Origin of the sequence: Verrucomicrobium sp. BvORR034, from assembly GCF_000739635.1 — a bacterium.
Classification (GTDB): Bacteria; Verrucomicrobiota; Verrucomicrobiia; order Verrucomicrobiales; family Verrucomicrobiaceae; genus Verrucomicrobium.
The window spans coordinates 1-18,706 of record NZ_BATQ01000034.1 but is presented as its reverse complement, the minus strand read 5'-3'; the positions used below and the strand labels follow the sequence as shown (position 1 = coordinate 18,706).

Below are 18,706 nucleotides of genomic sequence, written 5' to 3'. Positions count from 1 at the left end.
GCATCTTGTGATGCCAGCCGATGCCGGAGGCATCACAGCCCTTAGCCGGAGGTTGAAGGAGCGTAGCGACTGACACCTCCGGATGATCAGCATAGGAATTGCATCCCGGAGCGGATGCCAGCAACGTCCCTTTGCAGGTGCCTATGGCTCTCACCCCTCCGGGGTGAACGCGAGGTTGTTGCTTTCCGGGGGTATCGCTACGCTCACCCCCCGGCTAAGGGCTGGGATGCCTCCGGCATCCAATTTCCCTGTCACACTGTTCCGATCATAATCGGTTAAGCAAGTCAACCCTGGGTACCTCCGCGGAACACCCTCAAGGGCCCAACACCCACCCTCAGGCCGCGAGGCGCAGCCCCATCAAACACCCCAGCCCGGAAGACCACCCCTGAAGACAGGCGATTGCAGCTCCGCTCCCGGTGCCGTCCCTCCCCGACCCCCTCTCAACAGCAAGAGCCGGGGACGGCTCCTCCACATTGCCCTCAACACACCATACAACATTCCTCGAACCCACTGCGGCAACACCCCGTCGCCTGGCAGGCACACATCCACGCATCGGGGAGCGCAGGCGATCCGCCTGCGCTCCCCCAAGTTTCCACGCCACAGCGCTCCAGGTCAGTTTCAAAGGGGACAGCACGCTTCCAGCGTGCCGGCTTCTGCATCTTGCAGAAGCCCTCAGTCAAATGTCCCTCCGACCCCAAAGGCCCACGATCCTCAAGCCGCCACCCCCCATCACCTTGCGACGCAGCCGCATTAGAATGAGTGCGTAAGGCCCTGCTTTCGGGAGGCCTGTTGAGGTTCGAGGAAGCGCAATGCGGCAGCCAGCACGTCCCAACACGCCCCCCTCAAAAAAATCCAGCCCCTCCCTTGCGACAACCAACCGCCAACAACGGTCGATCGCCCATCGAACGAGTGATTCACAGCAGCAGAAATACACGTGACAAGCGAGAACCCCTGTGCCTTGTTCGCCCAACAAGAAAATGAATCACCCCCTTTTTCATTTCTTTGGCGTCGAAGGAACCCGGGACGTGGGTGCCACCGTCCGCTATCCGCTGGGAGGCCGGGGGCGGAAGCGCTGCGAGCCCTGCCAGCGGTGGTATGGAGCCCCCGATTTTCGTGAGATCGAAGCCACCCTCTCACGCATTCGCGAAGGCGACTACTATGAGGGCAGCCCCGCCGTCGAGGCGGGTCCCCACTGGCCTGAGGCCATCTCCGTCCTCATTGAGCCCCCGTTGGTTCGAGGAGATATCGTCGCAGTCATGCAGAAAGCCGGCGTCAGCGGCTTCATCCCCCGCAAGGTCAGGCTCACCATCAACGACGGCCGCGCCTTTACCCGACCCGTCCCCGAGTACTTCCAGATCGAGATCACCGGTCGCGTCGCCATCTCCTACCCGGAGAGTGAAGTCACCATCTGCCCGCTCTGCCTCTCCCGCACCGACCACAACTTTGGCGACAAGCTCATGGTCCCTGACCTGGACACATGGACCGGCGACGATCTCGTCAAACCATCGAACGTCTCCTCAGGCTACGTCCTCACCACCCGGAAACTGATCGACCTCGCCCGCGAGAACGGGTGGTCCACTTTCCAGTTTGGCACCTGGATACCCCATTGCCGCGTCAACTTCATGGCCGAAGGTGACTGGCACGCCGACGTCGTCGCGCGCACCCGCCTCAAATACCGCCGCTATTTCGAACGCGAACGATCTGTATAAGAGAGGCGGCGGAATGCCTTTCCCTCAAGCCCTGCCCTCTCACGGAAAACCACCCCACTTGCGCTATGAAGATCACAGAATTCTCCTTCATCGGCTACCCCGTCACCGACATGTCCCGCGCTCGTGCTTTCTATGAGGGCGTCCTGGGACTCACCTGCACCACACAGCGCGAGGCGTCCTGCGAATTTGAGGTCGGCCCGCACACGCTCCTTCTGGGTTGCGGCCCCATGCTCAAGCCCTCCAGTGACGGTCCAGCCCTCGCCCTGGAAGTAGCAGACTTTGACGAAGCCATCGCCCATCTCAAGCGGCACAACGTCACCTTCCTGGGAGAACCCTTTCAGAGCCCCATCTGCCGCGGCGCGTTTATCCTCGATCCCGATGGCAACAAGCTCGGCATCCACAAGCGCAATGCCTAGCGAGCGCTGGGCAGGCACCACCTGCTCCCGCCAAAGTGACACCGGCTTCCAGCCGGTGCGTGGTACCGGCGTCCCGCCGGTTCAGTTGCAGCCCCAGCGCGTGCAGACGTCTCTCGGCAGATCGTCCGTGCAGACCCTTTTCCCGAGCGACCTTTCCATCACCCTGCGGCGTTCTGAATCCCAGACCAGCTTGCAAGAACGCATGCTGCAGTGGCATGGAATTTTGCTGCACGCTGGCGGTCCCACCGTATGTTTCGCCACACAACACCATGCCCAGCAAACCAAATCCCGATGCGCCACTCTGCGAATGCCGCTGGTTTGAGCGCGCCGCCCGCGACGATGCCCTTCCCGTGGTCTTCGACGAACGGATGAACGAGTATCATCTGGTTCATACCGGGGGACGGGGCCATTCGTTGTTTTACCATTGTCCGTTTTGCGGCGGCAGGGCACCCGACTCATTGAGAAAGACCTACTGGACCGAAGTCTCGATTGAGGAATCTCATCGTTTGCACCAGCTCACCAAGGACATCACCACACCACAACAACTTTTCGAGAGATTCGGAGAACCCGATCACGACCTTGAAGTGGGCAGCAGCTCGATGACCCTGGGATCCGAAGACACTCCGCCCGAGACAACACTCGGACCACGACGAGTCGTATTCAGAGGGCTCTCCGACACAGCCGACATGCACGTACGCATTGATCGTTACGACCGGCTTTGGTTCTCATTCATGGGCCGCTCTATCGGACCAAAACAAAGCGATCAAGCCAGTGGTGATGGTGACAACGGCGGGACAGACCGCTAGTTCGCCTCGCTCTGGACGGCTCCGCCCCGCCCTGCCACCCATCAAACGTTGCGACAAGAATATGGACCGGAAAGAACTCCTGCGACTCATGCCCCGCAACGCCTTTGACGTGGAAGGCGCCAGGCGGATCGTCGATCTTGGATATCCCGCGATAGAGCCGGTTCATCGCGACATGATTCAAGCCATGCGCGTTGCCGAGTCGCCCGCTGCCGATGTCTTTACCGACTACTTCGCAGAAATTGGAACTCCAGGGGCACCCGCTGTTGCTGAGGGGCTGCACCGGGAGGACTGCTGGCTTCGGCACCGCCTGTTCACACGGGTGCTGCCAGCCTGGCCAGACGCCGCACTCTCCAGTCTCCGGGACATTCTCACCCTGGTCGCCACGCAACCTGATGCCTACGACAATGATGTCCGATGTCTTGAGTTGCTGGCCCGGCGTGACCTTGCTGAGGTTGACTGGCTTGCGCAATGGCTGCAGTTCAAGAGGGCAAGATGGGAAGAGCGGAATGACCTCCTCAACCGCGCCGCAGACGTGATCCAACAGGTCAAACAGGCCAACACACCAAACCCCTGACCCACGCCCAGGTTCTAGCCCCTCACTAGCGCCGCCAAAGCGGCGGTTCCCGCGCGCACTCCAAAGATGCTCCGCATCCAGGTGCCCACACTGCCTGGTTCAGAGCACACCACCCAGCCTCCGACACTGGAGGGCCCACAAGCTGCCCCCTTCCCCCTACAAGATCCCCAGCAGTCACCAAGTGACACCGGCTTCCAGTCGGTGCGTGGTACCGGCGTCCCGCCGGTTCAGTCGCAGTCCCAGTGCATGCACACGCCTCTCGGCAGACCGTCTGTCCAGACCGCATGCCATCGGGGCATCAGTTATTTGCTGCACGCATGCTGTTCATCTGCATGTTGTGCCTTAAACTTGAGCTCTGATCCTCGAGCTAAAACACCAGCACAGCACAAGGTAGAAAGCACATACAACATGTCCTCCGACGGCAAACCACTTTGGGGCTTCCGAAAGATCTTCTTTATCATCGGACTATTGTTCGGTGTTTCCGCGATCTGGACGGTGGTTGACCTGCTTCATCCAAACGAGCGTTTTGCTGCCCTCAACCCACCAGGCTCGTCAAATCACACCATCTTGGTCGCGACGGTTCCCATCAGCGCACTCCTTTGCGCTGCCAACCTTTGGTACTGGATGCAATTGCGTCGCCAACATTTCACTCCACGAAACTGGGTGATCGGTTTGCTCCTGCTTCTTCCCACCATGCTCATCTTGCCATTTGGCATCCTTTGCATCGTGAACTGGTGCGCCAAGACTTGTAAATCGCTGTTCTACACGCCCGACAAAAATCCGCCACCCCTGCAGCAGAGGCAGGCCACAGGCATTCCGTCGGCGCATAACCCTTGACGCGTCCCCAGGCCTGAGTTCCGGGATTGCTTCAGCCACCGCGTGAGGAAAATGACATGACCTCCACCGAAGCCAGAACACTCGCCGAAGCTTTCGTGCCCCACGACACCGTGGTCCTCGCCGCACCCCCTGTAGAGTGCGAATTCGGTTTCTACTTCCAGATCGACAGCCGCGCCCACCAGGAAACTGGTCGGATGGAAGGCCTCTTAATTGGCACATGCGGCATTCTGGTTGACCGGGTCAATGGAGACGTGCACATGCTGGGCTCGGGCCAGCCTCCAGATTATTGGTATGAAGCGTATCGGCGGAGGCTTCATCTCCCTTGCACCGTCGTCGTCACCAAGGTACTGGACCGGCAACGCGCCGCAGAGGCGCTGTTGCGCCTGCACATGTCTTTTGTCATTCCCGAGGAAGCCCACGGCATCGTCTGGCGCATCCCCCAGCACTACGGCTTGAAGGACTTCATGAAGTCATTTGATAAACTTCCCGCCCGGTTTGAAAATCAGAACCTCATCTTCCGGCTTCACGAGATCGAGAAGATCGAACAAGGCAGAGATCTGGTCGTGCAGTTAGAACTGGCGGTGCCTCCGCCCAACGCACTTCAGCAGAGGAGGGGCCGGCACCCACGACCTGATCGTTGGCTTCAAAAGATGTCAATAGGTGCCACCGGCGTCCCGCCGGTTCAGTCGCAGCCCCAGCGCATCCGTACGCCTCTCGGCAGATCACTGCATCGTGACCCATCACACCCAGATTAGCGCCCCGCGTCACAGCCTCACGTTCCGGTTGCCCCGCCCCCACCTGTGAGCAGATTGCCGGGCGGGCAGGGTCGCATTGTCAGACATCTTCATCCCCTTGGAACCTGGACTCACAGCAGAGAACGCGACAGCGGAGGTCGACACCTCGACTCTCAGCCTATCGTCTTTCGGCTCGATCACCGGCGTAGTGTTCATCCGGAGTGAGAGCGCATGCTTTCCGGAAGAAGGATGGAATGATTTCGCAGTCACAATCTTAGGTTGGTGGCTCGAACCTGTTCCCCGCATCCTCCAGAAAAAGACACGCCAATGGGATCTCCGCTTCATGGACGGCCCTTGCACGGCACGTCTGACACACGAGCGTGGCGACACATGGAGTCTGGCCGGCCTTCACAATGACAGGCGGGAGTTCAAGGTACCCGTCTCGTGCCTCGGATTCATCGCCAGCCTGATCCAGGCAGCGCGCACCCTCCTGGCAGCCTGTGAAAAGCGCGGGTGGCATACACCCGAAATGGATCACCTGGCCTCCACCATCAGGATGCTCAAGTCCGAGATCACCCACCTCTGCGCCTGCGGCAACAGCGAGGCGATCGCCCTCACCAGCCGCCTTGCTGAACCTTAAGACGCGCAGACCACATGACCACGCCCTGGCCATCCCTCTTTGACGAATGTCACCCGGAACCGCCAGCTTCTGAAGCCGCGATCGCACGGCTGCTGCACGACGTGTCGCGTCCGCTCACTGGGGCGGAGATTGCAGACATCCTCGCCCGGCAAACCAATCCGTTTGCCGCAGGAAGCCCCCTCCATGATCGCTTCCACAAGGTCGACCCGGCACCATGGAAACTCCCCACACAATCCCCTCCCGAGTCCTATCTGAGCTTTCTCAGGTATTCCAACGGCGGCTCCTTTCGGACAGGCGGGCATTGGTTCGATCCCATATTCAGATCGTTCCAGGTGCGGGAGTACCTGCTAGCCTACCACATCCCCGAGTACCTTCCTCAGACGCTCCCGTTTGCATTCGATGGCTCTGGGACATTCTACCTATTCGACATGCGCAGGCCAGCCATCGATGGAGAGTTCCCCATCCTCCTTGTCCACGCCGGCAATCTTGATTTCGACGATGCGTTGCTTGTAGGCGAGACCTTCGTAGAAGCCTGCTCCAACCGACGCCGCAAAGCACTGTGACACGATCATTGGTTTGATCGCCCCTCAAGTGACACCGGCTTCCAGCCGTTGCGTACTACCGGCGTCCCGCCGGTTCAGCGCTGTGTTGCGTTGATTTTTACTGCCCACTGGCGGACCTTCTGCATGTTGTGCCAAATACTCCAAAAAAGCTAACCCAATGCCAAAGCTTCTTTGCAAGACGATCGAGACCTTCACGGTTGCAGGTCGCGGGACCATTGTCGTCCTACAAGATCCCGAGGATTGGCGCATTCCAGCCACAGAGAATGTCCGCCGACGGGAAGCGATCCGGATTCTTCGTCCGGACGGTTCCTCTGTAAAGACTTTCATCAAGGACTTTGAATTCATCAGCAAGTTTGGCGGTGGATCAGCCATCGTCATCCAATTGCCCGCCGATGTATCGGCAGAAGATGTGCCGCCTGATTCACTGGTGTTTCTGGAGAGAGAAGACGACCAGCCCCTCTTCTAGGACGGCTCTAAAGCACAATTCACAAGTCCAGATCCTGTACAAGGCAGCGAGGACGCTTCCAGCTCCCCTCCCCGACTCAGGCACTCCCGGGAATCCTCGAACACGATCTGAAGGCACAGGAGCTGTCCTACGGAGAGATCATCCAGTTGCAATACCCCGTGAAGGATACAGGTGACCCGTCGGGAAATGGCCGGGCACCCGCGAGGCTACCTGGAATTCCTCAAAACGTTCATCCCGGAATCCCGCGGCAACCCGCCGGGAAAGACAAAGTAGTCCAGCCCCGTCGCCAGTCAGTCGCACCACCCACGTCCCCCAATACCGATCCCGCAACTGCGCATGCACATGCGCATCAGGTCAGGATAAGATGCGTCACCGTTGTCGCACGTGAGCGTTTTGACGCCAAGGGCGTCATACAAAGCAGCCCAGGGTAAGGCGAGGCACGAGCTGCCACCCTGGGTATATGGGCGATGGGCCAGAACTCCGAAGTGAGTTCTACAAACCGTGGCCGATTCCTGAAGTGTCCACCGCATTCACGAGGATCGTCTCCGGGTGATCAGGTCGGTCTGTAGAACTCCCTTGGAGGTCCCGCACTATCTCATCACCACCCGGGGTGGCGCCCGCTTCGCGCTCTGACCCCGGGCTCTTGTGTATCACGCCGTTGGCGTGGAGCTTCGGCCATGAAAACTCGCGACACGCGATCAGCCTCCGCTTGGGATCTGTATCTTGTAAATCGGACACGCGTTCGCGGCTGCGGCATCTGCACTCCTTTTTCGAACCGCCACCAGATTCAAACACAGACCGAACGCCTTCCACAAGGCAGCCCGGGATCAAGGAAGCAACTGGACCGAACACCCCTGGTACCCGCCAAAAGCATCTTGCATCCTGAAAGGATGCCAGAATCATACCCGCACACACCGGCCGCCCTCGCACACGCTTGCAATCCCCGTCGCGGCACAGTAGCATTTACCAGTCACTTGCATAAACCTCGCACAAGTCACCAAGAGCCCCTCAAACTCACCCCCCCATGAGCTACTCCGTCCACATTGTCCGACAAACAGCCGAAGGCCAGGAAGACCCCATCGCCCTGGACGAATGGGACGCCTATATCGAGGCAGACCCCGATCTCCAGCGCCCTGAGCCGGAACACCCGAACTACAGCGACACCCTCGTGCTCCTGCCGTCAGACTCAGACAATCCAGAAGATTGGCCCTGGCTCGCCTGGAGCTCCGGCAGCATCTCCACGGACTATCCCCAGCCACCCATGCTCAAGAAGCTGGGCCAGATCGCCCTCCACTTTGGCGCCGTGGTGATGAGCGATGACGGCGACCTCTGGACCATTGATGAAAACGGCAAGGTCTCCATGTCGATGGACGGGTACTGAGCCGATTGCGCACCTAAGTCCGCCCTTCCCGCCCAAGTGAAGTGCCACCGGCATCGCTACCCGCTATGAAGATCTCCATCAAGAAAGCCATCGCGGAAGCAATGCCTGTCGGTCTGCGCCTGCACGCTCAACCGTTGACCGGCTACGATCCTTCACCCGAGGTCGTTCTGCTGGCATCGTCGCGCGATTGGCTGTTGGCCCGTTCACTGGGGGACGGTCTTGAGCCCGACGGATACATTGTCGTCTCACGCAGCCACGTCCAATCCCTCATCACCAGCAAGCACCGGGCCTTCCGCAAACAGATCCTCCAAGCCGAGGGAGCTTGGGCACGCGCGCTCCGCACTCCTTCGATCGACCTGACCAGCACCGCTGCCATTCTCCGCTCCCTCCACAAGCTTCAGGCATTTGCCATCGTGGTTCGTGAGACGTTCGAGGAATGGCATTCCATCCATTGCCGGATTGAGCAGGTCACTGACCATCACGCCACCTTGCTCGGCTTCGATGGGGCAGGGCAATGGGAGCGCCGCCCCACGCAGGTGGATCTTTCGGACATTACGCGCATCCGGTTCGGATCGCATTACCTGAAAATGTATTGGAAACACGTTCAAATGAGCCGTCATACGCCCCCCTGAATATGAAGCTGGTCAAACTTCGCTATACCGAGACCCTCATCCGCAGCGCCGTGTGGGCCTTCTGGCGGCGCGTCACCGGCTGGCGTTATTTCCTCGCCATGGCCGTGCTTCTCGCGTCGCTCATCTACTCCGTCGCGCACGGTGACCGCTCCTGGTGGGTGGGTGTCTCCGCCTCCGGACTCTGCCTCGCCATCATCGTCGCCATCGCGCTTTACTTCATTCACTATCGCGGGAGCATCACCCGATTCCGCCGCATGCGATCACCAGAGGCCACCTTCGAGGCTGGCGCTGACCGCTTCCGCATCACCTCCGACATTGGCACATCCGAGCTCTCCTGGAGCACCGTCACTGAGATCTGGCAGTTTCCGGACTATTGGCTGCTCTTCTTCTCCCGCGCACAGTTCATGACACTGCCGCTTGCAGACCTCGACCTCGAAGCGCGGGAGCTCATCCTCGACCGCGCCAAGGCCCACGGTGCCAAAATCACCTGATGCGCCCGCCCTAAGTTCCCCGCCGCACCTTCCTGGGCCACCCATCCCCGAGGCCCGTGGCAGCCAGCCGCGCCAATTGTCACCCCTCCCCTTTCAGCCATCACGAAATGAGCGACCTTCCCGTGCACTATTTTCTAAAGCTTTACCAAGGGCGCCTGAGCATGGCCGAAGATGGTGTCACCTCACCGAGACCTGAAATTGTGGCGGGAATTCGCCACCTTGTTGCAAACTTGTCCGCCCAAGACCCAAACGCCAAAGTGAGATTGGAGCATGATGGCGTCCGGGCACGATTCATTGCGGCAGCGACAGGCGAGTTGCTCGGCGAGTTCCACCTCACGAATGATGCCTGACCGTACGCGATCGTCTCACCGGCGTCTCGCTGGGTCCGTCTTCCCTCCCCCACCCAACACCCGCAAGCAGAGATTGCCTGCGAACGCGACCTCGGTTTTTCGCTGCATTTGTCACTGGTCATCTGTATGTTACCCGTTGTCACGCGCGTCCTATGAAACACCGCTTTCCAGACCACCTGACTTCGGCGCGACTTTTGCTGCGCCGATTACAACCTACCGATGCGCCCACCCTTTGCTCCTACCGCTCCCAGCCCGAGGTGGCTCGCTACCAGTCGTGGGAGACCTTTGGCCCCGATGACGCGGCCCGGTTGCTCGACGATCAGCAGGACAGAGACATTGGCGTCCCAGGCACCTGGCTTCAGGTGGCCATTGTTGAGGCCGCGACAGGCCAGTTGATCGGCGACTGCGGTCTGCACTGCCTGGCGGACGAGCCGCAACAGTTTGAAATCGGCATCACCCTTGACCATACCCAACAGGGCAAAGGCTATGCCACCGAGGCGCTGCAGTGCTTGCTTCACCACTTGTTCACCGCCCTCTCCGCCCGCCGCATCACCGCCACCACGGATGTCCTGAACGACCCCGCCGCCGCCTTGTTCAGACGGCTCGGCTTCCGCCAGGAGGCGCACCACATCGAGCACCGGCCCTACAAGGGCACCTTGACCAGCGAGTTTGTCTTCGCGCTGCTGGCCCGCGAGTGGGCGCTGAGGTCGCAGCCGGCTTGAAGTCCGCGCGCTAGTTCTATGAAACACCTCACCACCCTTTTCACCGTCTTTGCCCTCAGCACCGCGGGCGCCCAGATCCGCTGGCAGCAATTGACCCAGATCACCGACTCGGATCCAGCCGCCCCCACGCTCAAGAAATGGCAGCAGAGCATCGAGGCCGATTCGCGCAAACACGGAGACATTGTTGCCACCTTCACGCCATGGTATGCGCTTCCTTTCGCCTCGCTGAAGACTTTGTTTCCTCAGCATCGCTTCTATGCCGTCTCCTGGTCCCAGCACCCGCCACCAGGCACGGAAAAGAAACCTCTGGGCCTTGCCCTCGGGATCGAGACCACACTGGTGTGCGATGCCACAGGGAATCTCGTCAAAGGGGTCCAGCACACCGGCAACTATGAGGCCTTCGGCGAGCTGCTCCATGCCAGCCATGTCACCCTCCGCACCGCAGACGATGCCAAGCTGGTCTGGAACGCCTTCTGCGACATCCACCAGAAGCATTGGCAAGAGCTGCCCGCCATTAAGGTGGATGACAAGACGTGGCATCTCGGCGATGAGACGAGAGACGGCGTTCACTACTACTACGAGGTGCTGCTCGACAGCGACTCCCGCGTGGCGAGCGCCAAACTCCGTTCAGAACAGGTTAAAAAGCCGTAGCAGACCAGCAGCCGCAGTTTGGTGATTCCGCAAACCTGCACCAGCCAACCAACATCGTCCCCTCATGCCTCGATGCCCAACAACGATTGATGACGCTCTGGTGATCCTTGCGGTCGTACTCGATCCATCTCGCCACTCATACACGGGATCCACCCGCCTCTTTGCCGGGTCAGAGCAGACGTGGTTCCACGGGCTGGCCATCGCACGCTACGGGCGGGACTCGAACGATGGAGAGGCCTACCTGTTCTATTGCGATGAGACTTGGGAGACAGAGAATGACTGTAGTTACTCGACGATTGAGGAGGCGGTAGCGGATGCCGCCCGGCAGTTTGGCGTCTCCCGGCTTGATTGGGAGCAGGTTTCATGGCCCTTCGACCAGACACCGGACACTGCCTGCATTTCCACCCGCCAAGTCTTTGATGGGGGTCATCCCATCTTGCATGCTCAGCACTTTGAGGACGATCACTCATGGGTCTTCATCTGCGGCACAACAAGCTCTGCTGAAAGCGCAATGCTTGTGGCAATGAACGAAGCATACAAGCGAGACCCCTCGTTGGCATTCATCAGTGACCTGCCCCCCGGATGGAGTGCAGACAGGGCAGATGTTGACAGCCCTTGGCTACGCAGACAGACTTCAGCATGACCGGATCGCCGCAGTCCCGATGCCACCAAATACCGGACATCACACTGCAATCACCCACTCGGGGCCGCCGTGTCACTCCACGCATCACATGAACCGCACCCTCCTTGCCCTTATGGGATGGCTCTCCTTCCTCTTCAGCGCCTGCTCCAAGAAACCGTCCGATCTCACCGTCGTCGAACATCAGGCCGACAAGAAGGTGGGCATCGTACCCACCGGCACCATGCACCCCACCGCAGCTGCACCTGCATCCTCCAGGTTCCGCGCAGGTCAGGTTTGGGAGTTCAAGACTCCACCAAATCAGCCCAACGCAAAGCTCACCATCCTCCGTGTCGAAGACGACGGCCAGGGGCGCACCATCGTTCACATCGCCCTCTCCGGCGTTTCCTACGGAGACGGCAACACCACCATTCCACACTTGCCATTTGCTGAATCTGCCATCCAGCAGAGTGTCACCACCCTCGAGCGTGAATCCGGCCCGGTCCCCGATTTCGCTGAGGGTTATCGCATGTGGCATGAGGCGTTCACCACCGGCAAAGGCGGCATCTTCACCATCAGCGTCGCCGATGCGTTCGAGACGGTCACCGGCGCGCTTCCCAACCGCAAATGACAACTTCCGCAACGCCGTCCCAGTTCCACAGTGAACGGCAGCAGGCCATCGCAGTTGCAATCATTGCGTCCCGTTCGCCGCGTCACGGTGAGTGGGTCGCTAGGCCGCATCGGCACACACCATGCTCTCGCACCCGACATTCGCCACGAGTCTGACTATTGCGCGCCACCCAGAACCCACTCCAGACCACCCGAAGCTCATCCCTCATCGGGAGTAGATTCTGGGGCGTTTGATTCTACCTCGCCTTGCGGCCACAGAGCCCACCCTTGGGCTGTTGGCAGCACTCCCCGGGGAAACATCGCATACCGGGAAGCTAGTGCCTCCTCACGTCGACAACTACGACCGGCCTTGGCGCTCGCACGGCAGAAGGAATCCTCAAACACCTTCTGTATCCGCACTCACCCCAGATGGCTCACGCATCTGAACCCACCCACTGGTGTTTGGTCACCAACCACCCAGCGCCCCTGTAGTTGTCGACGTGAGGAGGCACTAGCTGAAGCGTCTGCAAGCTTCACCCCCTCGCCGATGTTGCCAAGTTTCGACAGGCTCTGGTCCTCCACGTGCAGGACGCTGGAGCATGCTACTTCCCAGGATCACTGCTCCGATTTCAATCGGTTATCGACCTTTAAAGGGATGCCTACCCCAGCCCAGGGTTGGACGAGCCCTAAGCGAGTCAAACCTGGGTACCCACCCCCACAGGACCTCAGGTGCGATAGCCGACCACGGCACCTCCTACACAGGACGGCAGAGGAACCCATCATGCCGTCCGCCACGAGGCTGGTTTGGCAGCCCAGGCCCCTGGCAACGCGCTCAGGTTTCATGAAATCACAAGCGCCGCCATAGCGGCGGTTCCCGCACGCACTCCAAAGATGCTCCGCATCCAGGCACTGGAACCACTGCATTTGCAGCGCAACACAGAGCCAGCGACATCGGAGGCCTCACGACCAGCAAGCCCCAACACCCCCCCCTCCACCCGGTCCCATATGCGGGCCTTTGGAGTGCGTGCGTGAAGCGCCGCTTTCGGGAGACCTGTTGACGTCCAGAAAGAGACCGCTGGAGCGCCCATTTCGCAAAAAACACAAACCCCAGTGACGCCGATTTTTGCTGTGCGCTGGCGGACAATCTGTAGATTAATCCGAGAAACAGAGTCCACCTCGCAAAAACCGCCGCCACCATGCCACCGATTGAAAACCGAGAGATATTGGCATTTACGGTCATCTGGAGACCCGCTCACGAAATAGCCGGACGCATCGTTGAGCTGTATGCCCGTCCCGACTATCCCCGCGAACTGAGAGTGACCCAGTTCAATGGCAGTCCTGACACATCGCCTCAGCTCTACAATCCACCCACCCGGAACTACCAGCTTTGGGTTCCAGAGGCACATCCCGGGGTAACCGCCATGTATCCGAACTATCAAGATGGCGCCCAATCCCTCGTGAACGGCCTCTCGAGTCTGTTTGGCTTTCGCTCGATCTCTCTTCGACTGTCCGCCCCATCTGTTCCCTATCCCATTTGTGAATTCACCCTCAATGATGGATCTCCGCACACTCGAGTCGTCCGAGTCATGAAGGATTCCAGATGGGAGTTCCTCACCATCGGTGATCCCTTGCCCTTCGAAGACACACAGAACTATGACCAGCGAACGATCCGAAAGCGTTTTGGAGTCGACCTGGCGCTCGAGTATTGCCGGCAGTTGGGCGTTGACGTTAGCCTTGCTTCATTCTGGCGGTCAAACAACTGCACCACCATGAACCTGCAGGCATGAATCCAACCACCAACAAGGGAGGACAAGCCACGCCGCACCACCAGACAGAGCAGACCGCATCCCCGAACTGGAGGCATTGACAGATGAGTTCTACCCCAGCCCGAAGACCCCTACCGTCTCGTTGGGGAACACATCCTTGGTAACCAAAACGTCTCCTACTGCGACTGACAGCGGCACCACCTGCCTCCCCCGACGCTTCTCCCCAGAGATGAAACTCACCGCCAGAGAACACTACCGCAAAGGCCGGCTGTTTCCCTTCATCTCATGGAAGGTCGATTCGGTGACCACGTTCGGAGACTACGAAGTGGCCTTTGACCTCCCCCGTCACCAGATTGTCCGCTCAAAGGCCGACAGCTCAGAAGTCATCGCACACATCCATGAAGGGTATCAGGGGCGCAATCTGTCAGAATTCTTCGGCACCGTGGAGTCGAAAGGCTTCATTGTGACCAAACGCAAAACGGACTGGCTCTCCGACATGTCCGGGAATGTCACAGTCGACATCACGCAGAAGGATGGCGGCCCATCGCACTCCCACCTGGTCATGCGAGGCGACTTCTTCAACAGCTTCAATGTGGAAAACATCATCGACTTAAAACTTGGCCAGGATAATCAGGCTCACCACTACCGGTTCAAGATCGAGGGCACTTGTGCAGCGGAGCATCAGGATTTGGCAGAAGTGCTCGCCTGTATTCTGCTTCACCACAGTGAGGAACAAGGGCCGAGTTCTTGAACGTTCGCCTGAATCAATATGAGCTTCTGCTCAAACCTCTCCTTCGTCGCCGATATCGGAGTTCACGCCCCCACAAAGGAGGAGGTGCATCAACTCTTTACAGACACTTGCATCCTTGAACCAAGTCGGGCCAGGAGAAAGATTCCAGCGCAGACCGAAGGCCTTCAAGAAGGTAGCCAGGAGCCGGGCGAGTTACTCGATCCCTGCCCCTGGAAAACCGAAAATGACATGCATTCTGAAGGGATGCCAGAATCGCACGCGCCCGCCGCCATCTCGCCCACTTTTCGCCTCGCCCGGCAGTCGGCCCAGCGTTAATGTCCACCCCGATGCAACGCACGATGAGACTCTTTTTCCTGTTTAGCATGATGCTGACCGCCCCATGTGTCCCGGCACAGGATCGACCAGACGTTACCCCGAAGGCGTCTTCCCAGAACCCCACCCCAGCGGAAAAAGGTTTGCAGAAGATAGATCTCGCAGGGTTTGCGCCGGAGGACTTCGACTGGAAAGCCTACTTCGCCAACTCTGATCACTCCACCTCCAGCGACTACACCCTCGCCACCAATGCCTCCCAGGTCTTGAGGGCCAGGATCGACCAGCTGTGTCAGCAGTATCGGGCCCTCATGACAAGCCGCAAAGAAGTCGCTGCGCTGGCGGTGTTTGATGAGATGCAGCAGCATTGGGAAAAGTTCGCCTCGGCCGAGATCCAGTTTGTCGGCAGCGCGTGGGAGGGCGGCTCAGGCGCAAAGCTGGCCTATGCACGCCATCGTTTTGAGGTGTACTTGCGCCGGGCCAAAGAACTCCGCGCCCTCAAGCAGGCCAGCCTGCACTTGAACGAGTAGTTTCCAAAATGCCTGCTCCAGGGAAAGCGAGGACCCGCAAGGCTTCAATCCAAGGCCATCCCTGAAACATCATGAAAGTCGTCCTCCTCCTTTCCCTGCCCCTGCTCGGATTACTTGCACTCGTCGGTTGCAGCGACCAAGCCGCAAAGTTCGACAAGTCACTCGAAGACATCCTTTCCATCGAGAAGAAGCGGCGGGGAGTCATCTTCGCCCACGAAGGCGCGCCAGGCCCCTACAGAGAAGCCGGCGGCACCATGGGCAACGTCAACACCGCCGGGGCCATCCAGGCCGGTGAGGGTGCTGGCCGTACCAAAATCTCCTGGCCCGCGACCGAAGGCCACTTCTACGAAGGCACGGCCTATCTCAATGCCAGCAATGGCGCCTATCTCGTCGTGCGCAAGATCCCCGCACCGTAGCCCAGTGCGTCAGTGGGCAGTGCGTCAGTGGTCAAGGTGTTGCGGCTAACATCGTAGCTCGCACGTCATACAGCCCACGCATCCTCAATGCGCATCCACCCACAAGCCCACCCGCACTCGTAGCTGCGTTTGTAAAAACGCGGTCAGGTGTCGGGGGTAGATGGGTGTGAGTCTCCAGTCAGCAATCGTCACGTGCTGGTCCGTCAGGGGCTCCGCATTCCAGTGCGTCAGTGGGCAGTGCGTCAGTGGCCAAAGCGTTGCGGCTGACATCGCAGCTCGCACGCCATTCAGCCCACGCCTCCTCAATGCCCACTCACCCACGAGCCCACCCGCACTCGTAGCTGCGTTTGTAAAAACGCGGTCAGCGCCATTCCCTCAGCGCAGCCACATGCCAGCACCGCCTCCATCCTCTGTCACCATCGCAGCCGATCCCAGAATGGGATCTCTACCCCAGCCCAGTGGTTGGACGAGCCCTAAGCGAGTCAACCCTGGGTAACCCCCGCCGTCATGATCAGGTGCGGAGGCCGGCGAAACATCCTCCCACTCCCAGCGTCTCCTCCGATGCCCATGTCGCCTCGCTGCACAATCGTCGCGCCCTGCCACCAACCCGTCCCGCGACAATTTGTGAAGATGGCGTCGCAAATTTTGTCTCGCCCACTCGACGGCTCAGGCCTTAGCCTAGCCGCAAAAAACATGCCCACCGACCGCCTCCCCTGCACCAAGTGCAACTCCATGATCCTCCCCGCCACCGCCACCGCGTACGGCGGGCTGTGCGGCCAGTGTTCCCGCAAAGCGCAAGAAGCCGCGGAGTTCGAAAGAGAGGCCCAGAAGAAAAAAGAGGAAGCCGCCCGCGCCATCATCTATGACATCGACGCCATCCTCGGCAGCGACGACTTCATGACCGACCTCGACGGTGCCCTCCCCGAATCCGACGATCCCCGTTATTCAAAACTCACCGCCGTCGAGCGCCACCTCAAAAGCCTCGCGGAGTTTCACCGCCGCTGCGGCGGCGGATTCGGCACCCTCGTGGACAACCGACACTTTGAACTCCTGTCGCGAGCACACAAAGCCGCCCGCCAGATCGGCAAATGCCTCTTGCTCGACGGCCTGGCCGAACTCGAACGCACCCTCCTTCGCTACCACTTCCCCCGTTGGATGATCGGGAGCCGGGACCAGCACTACACCTTGCTTTCCGAAGCCGACCATGCCGCGCTCGACCAGGCCATCGACGCGCTGGATCACAAGTACTTCATCTACGATGCCGACAGCATCTGGAGCGTCCCCGACTTTCGCACCAACACCCGGGAGTATGTCATGAAGCACGCCACCGCCCTCCGCAAGCGACGGGCCTGACAAACTGGGGGCCGCCTCCGCCTTCGACTGGAGCCCGTGATCTGGTGCGTCATTGGGCAGTACATGGGTACGTCTTGGGTCGCGACGTTGGCAATGTATGACGTCAACCTTTCGTGAATGGCTTCAATCGAAGTTCATCCCTGAAAGACAGCCCAAGCTGGGACGCGTGAGATTGATTTTCCCTGCACATCCACTGAGTATCTCCAGATTGGCTCCAACACAGATGCGCAAAGTCACCGTCATTCCGATCGACTGCGGATTCGTCCCGACCATAAACTATCCACGCCCCGTTCTCGTGCATGATGCTGGCACGGCATTGCTGTACTTTACTGCCGCGGCCCGGAGCCCCGACGCCGGAGAACAAAGGGTAGTCGCCGTGTGCGAGCTCTGCCTGTGCTCAAAGCTTGGCCACCCGAATGACGAGGCACTCGCAGGCCACGCCTTGTACTCGTACGGACTTGAAGAATACGGCATTTTCGAGGTCCGCCCCTCGCCATGGATGGACGAGGTGAAAGCCTGCAACCGTGTGTCGTTCCCGGCGTACCATATGCCCGACAGCCGCCATATCATCATCACCTTGCACGACCACACCTTTGAGTGCCTTACCAAGCATTTCTCCGTCTTCCCGGTGAGCGAATACCCCGCCGACAAGATCATGGCCCGCCTGTTAATGACCAAGAAAGAGGCCAACCAAACGCCAGACTCCACCCCACCAGAACGACAAAACTCATCCTAGCACATCATAGCAGCCCATCACCAGTGAGTGGGCGCAGAGGCGAGAGCCATCGGGGCGCATGCGGATACAAAAGGTGCTTGAGAATCCCTTCTGCCATGCGATCACCAACACCAGCCGTAGTTGTCGATGTGAGGAGAACAGACCAACTGCGCGCGTTTTGGGGTGGGCCACCAAGGAACCGACTCTGGCTAGTCAGCCTCAGTCCCAAACGAATCCCTCATCGCGAAGTAGAGGTGTTTGAGGGGTGCTTCTCGACCGGGATGTTGCTTCAGATGATCTGACCCGCATCTTGTGCTCCCAGCCGATGCCGGAGGCATCACAGCCCTTAGCCGGAGGTTGAAGGAGCGTAGCGACTGACACCTCCGGAAGATCAGCATAGAATTGCATCCCGGCGCGGATGCCAGCGACGTCCCTTTGCAGGCGCCTATTGCTGTCACCCCTCCGGGGTGAACGCGAGGTTGTTGCTTTCCGGGGGTATCGCTACGCTCAACCCCCGGCCAAGGGCTGTGATGCCTCCGGCATCCAATTTCCCCGCCACTCTGTTCCGATCGCAATCGGTTAAGCGAGTCAACCTTGGGTACCTCCGCGGAGGAGGATCAGGTGGGAAAGCCGGCAGCATCCGCTTTCTCCCCACCGCCCTCTACA

Annotated in this window: 23 protein-coding genes; all 23 read left to right on the top strand. The window is 59.6% G+C overall.

The window, feature by feature from the left end; genetic code table 11:
- The first annotated feature begins 977 nt into the window (after positions 1-977).
- The 23 genes from BV034_RS05795 to BV034_RS05675 all read left to right on the top strand — a co-directional run bounded on the left by BV034_RS05795 (position 978) and on the right by BV034_RS05675 (position 18,061).
- The gene (locus BV034_RS05795; RefSeq protein WP_050025047.1) at positions 978-1,709 is read left to right on the top strand and encodes a hypothetical protein; all 732 of its coding nucleotides are present in this window, start codon (positions 978-980) and stop codon (positions 1,707-1,709) included.
- Positions 1,710-1,774: 65 nt separating this feature from the next.
- Complete coding sequence (locus tag BV034_RS05790; RefSeq protein WP_050025045.1) at positions 1,775-2,125, top strand: VOC family protein; 351 nt, start codon at positions 1,775-1,777, stop codon at positions 2,123-2,125.
- 269 nt (positions 2,126-2,394) lie between these two features.
- The gene (locus BV034_RS35715) at positions 2,395-2,931 is read left to right on the top strand and encodes a hypothetical protein (protein ID WP_265592678.1); all 537 of its coding nucleotides are present in this window, start codon (positions 2,395-2,397) and stop codon (positions 2,929-2,931) included.
- Between the two features lie 88 nt (positions 2,932-3,019).
- The gene (locus BV034_RS05780) at positions 3,020-3,505 is read left to right on the top strand and encodes a hypothetical protein (RefSeq protein ID WP_265592677.1); all 486 of its coding nucleotides are present in this window, start codon (positions 3,020-3,022) and stop codon (positions 3,503-3,505) included.
- A 408-nt stretch (positions 3,506-3,913) separates the two neighbouring features.
- Positions 3,914-4,342 (top strand): hypothetical protein, encoded by a 429-nt coding sequence (locus BV034_RS05775; protein ID WP_265592676.1) that lies wholly within the window; start codon positions 3,914-3,916, stop codon positions 4,340-4,342.
- Positions 4,343-4,398: 56 nt separating this feature from the next.
- Entirely contained in the window at positions 4,399-5,097 is a 699-nt protein-coding gene (locus BV034_RS05770) for a hypothetical protein (RefSeq protein WP_063768691.1), read from the top strand.
- Between the two features lie 322 nt (positions 5,098-5,419).
- Positions 5,420-5,716 (top strand): hypothetical protein, encoded by a 297-nt coding sequence (locus tag BV034_RS35710; RefSeq protein WP_265592675.1) that lies wholly within the window; start codon positions 5,420-5,422, stop codon positions 5,714-5,716.
- 14 nt (positions 5,717-5,730) lie between these two features.
- Positions 5,731-6,279: an SMI1/KNR4 family protein gene (locus BV034_RS05760; protein WP_050025036.1), complete on the top strand. Its 549-nt coding sequence runs from the start codon at positions 5,731-5,733 to the stop codon at positions 6,277-6,279.
- A gap of 157 nt (positions 6,280-6,436) precedes the next feature.
- Positions 6,437-6,745 carry a hypothetical protein gene (locus BV034_RS05755; RefSeq protein ID WP_050025034.1) on the top strand — a complete coding sequence of 103 codons (309 nt, stop codon included), beginning with the start codon at positions 6,437-6,439 and terminating at the stop codon, positions 6,743-6,745.
- Positions 6,746-7,769: 1,024 nt separating this feature from the next.
- On the top strand, positions 7,770-8,126 hold the full coding sequence (locus BV034_RS05750) for a hypothetical protein (protein WP_050025032.1): 357 nt from the start codon (positions 7,770-7,772) through the stop codon (positions 8,124-8,126).
- A 65-nt stretch (positions 8,127-8,191) separates the two neighbouring features.
- A complete protein-coding gene (locus BV034_RS35705; RefSeq protein ID WP_050025031.1) occupies positions 8,192-8,758 on the top strand; it encodes a hypothetical protein in 567 nt (188 codons plus the stop codon).
- Between the two features lie 2 nt (positions 8,759-8,760).
- Positions 8,761-9,249: a YcxB family protein gene (locus tag BV034_RS05740; RefSeq protein WP_050025029.1), complete on the top strand. Its 489-nt coding sequence runs from the start codon at positions 8,761-8,763 to the stop codon at positions 9,247-9,249.
- A gap of 107 nt (positions 9,250-9,356) precedes the next feature.
- Positions 9,357-9,599, top strand: a complete 243-nt coding sequence (locus BV034_RS05735; RefSeq protein ID WP_050025027.1) for a hypothetical protein — start codon at positions 9,357-9,359, stop codon at positions 9,597-9,599.
- A 152-nt stretch (positions 9,600-9,751) separates the two neighbouring features.
- On the top strand, positions 9,752-10,321 hold the full coding sequence (locus tag BV034_RS05730) for a GNAT family N-acetyltransferase (RefSeq protein WP_050025026.1): 570 nt from the start codon (positions 9,752-9,754) through the stop codon (positions 10,319-10,321).
- Between the two features lie 18 nt (positions 10,322-10,339).
- Positions 10,340-10,972: a hypothetical protein gene (locus BV034_RS05725; RefSeq protein WP_050025024.1), complete on the top strand. Its 633-nt coding sequence runs from the start codon at positions 10,340-10,342 to the stop codon at positions 10,970-10,972.
- Between the two features lie 64 nt (positions 10,973-11,036).
- A complete protein-coding gene (locus tag BV034_RS34480) occupies positions 11,037-11,615 on the top strand; it encodes a hypothetical protein (RefSeq protein WP_050025022.1) in 579 nt (192 codons plus the stop codon).
- Between the two features lie 88 nt (positions 11,616-11,703).
- Entirely contained in the window at positions 11,704-12,222 is a 519-nt protein-coding gene (locus tag BV034_RS05715; RefSeq protein ID WP_050025020.1) for a hypothetical protein, read from the top strand.
- 1,174 nt (positions 12,223-13,396) lie between these two features.
- A complete protein-coding gene (locus BV034_RS05710; RefSeq protein ID WP_265592674.1) occupies positions 13,397-13,987 on the top strand; it encodes a hypothetical protein in 591 nt (196 codons plus the stop codon).
- Between the two features lie 208 nt (positions 13,988-14,195).
- Positions 14,196-14,717, top strand: coding sequence for a hypothetical protein (locus tag BV034_RS05705; RefSeq protein ID WP_050025016.1), 522 nt, complete (start codon positions 14,196-14,198; stop codon positions 14,715-14,717).
- A 362-nt stretch (positions 14,718-15,079) separates the two neighbouring features.
- A complete protein-coding gene (locus BV034_RS05695; protein WP_265592673.1) occupies positions 15,080-15,556 on the top strand; it encodes a lysozyme inhibitor LprI family protein in 477 nt (158 codons plus the stop codon).
- Between the two features lie 71 nt (positions 15,557-15,627).
- The gene (locus tag BV034_RS05690; RefSeq protein ID WP_050025010.1) at positions 15,628-15,972 is read left to right on the top strand and encodes a hypothetical protein; all 345 of its coding nucleotides are present in this window, start codon (positions 15,628-15,630) and stop codon (positions 15,970-15,972) included.
- A 693-nt stretch (positions 15,973-16,665) separates the two neighbouring features.
- On the top strand, positions 16,666-17,325 hold the full coding sequence (locus tag BV034_RS05680; protein WP_050025007.1) for a hypothetical protein: 660 nt from the start codon (positions 16,666-16,668) through the stop codon (positions 17,323-17,325).
- Positions 17,326-17,548: 223 nt separating this feature from the next.
- On the top strand, positions 17,549-18,061 hold the full coding sequence (locus BV034_RS05675; protein WP_050025005.1) for a hypothetical protein: 513 nt from the start codon (positions 17,549-17,551) through the stop codon (positions 18,059-18,061).
- Positions 18,062-18,706: the final 645 nt, after the last annotated feature.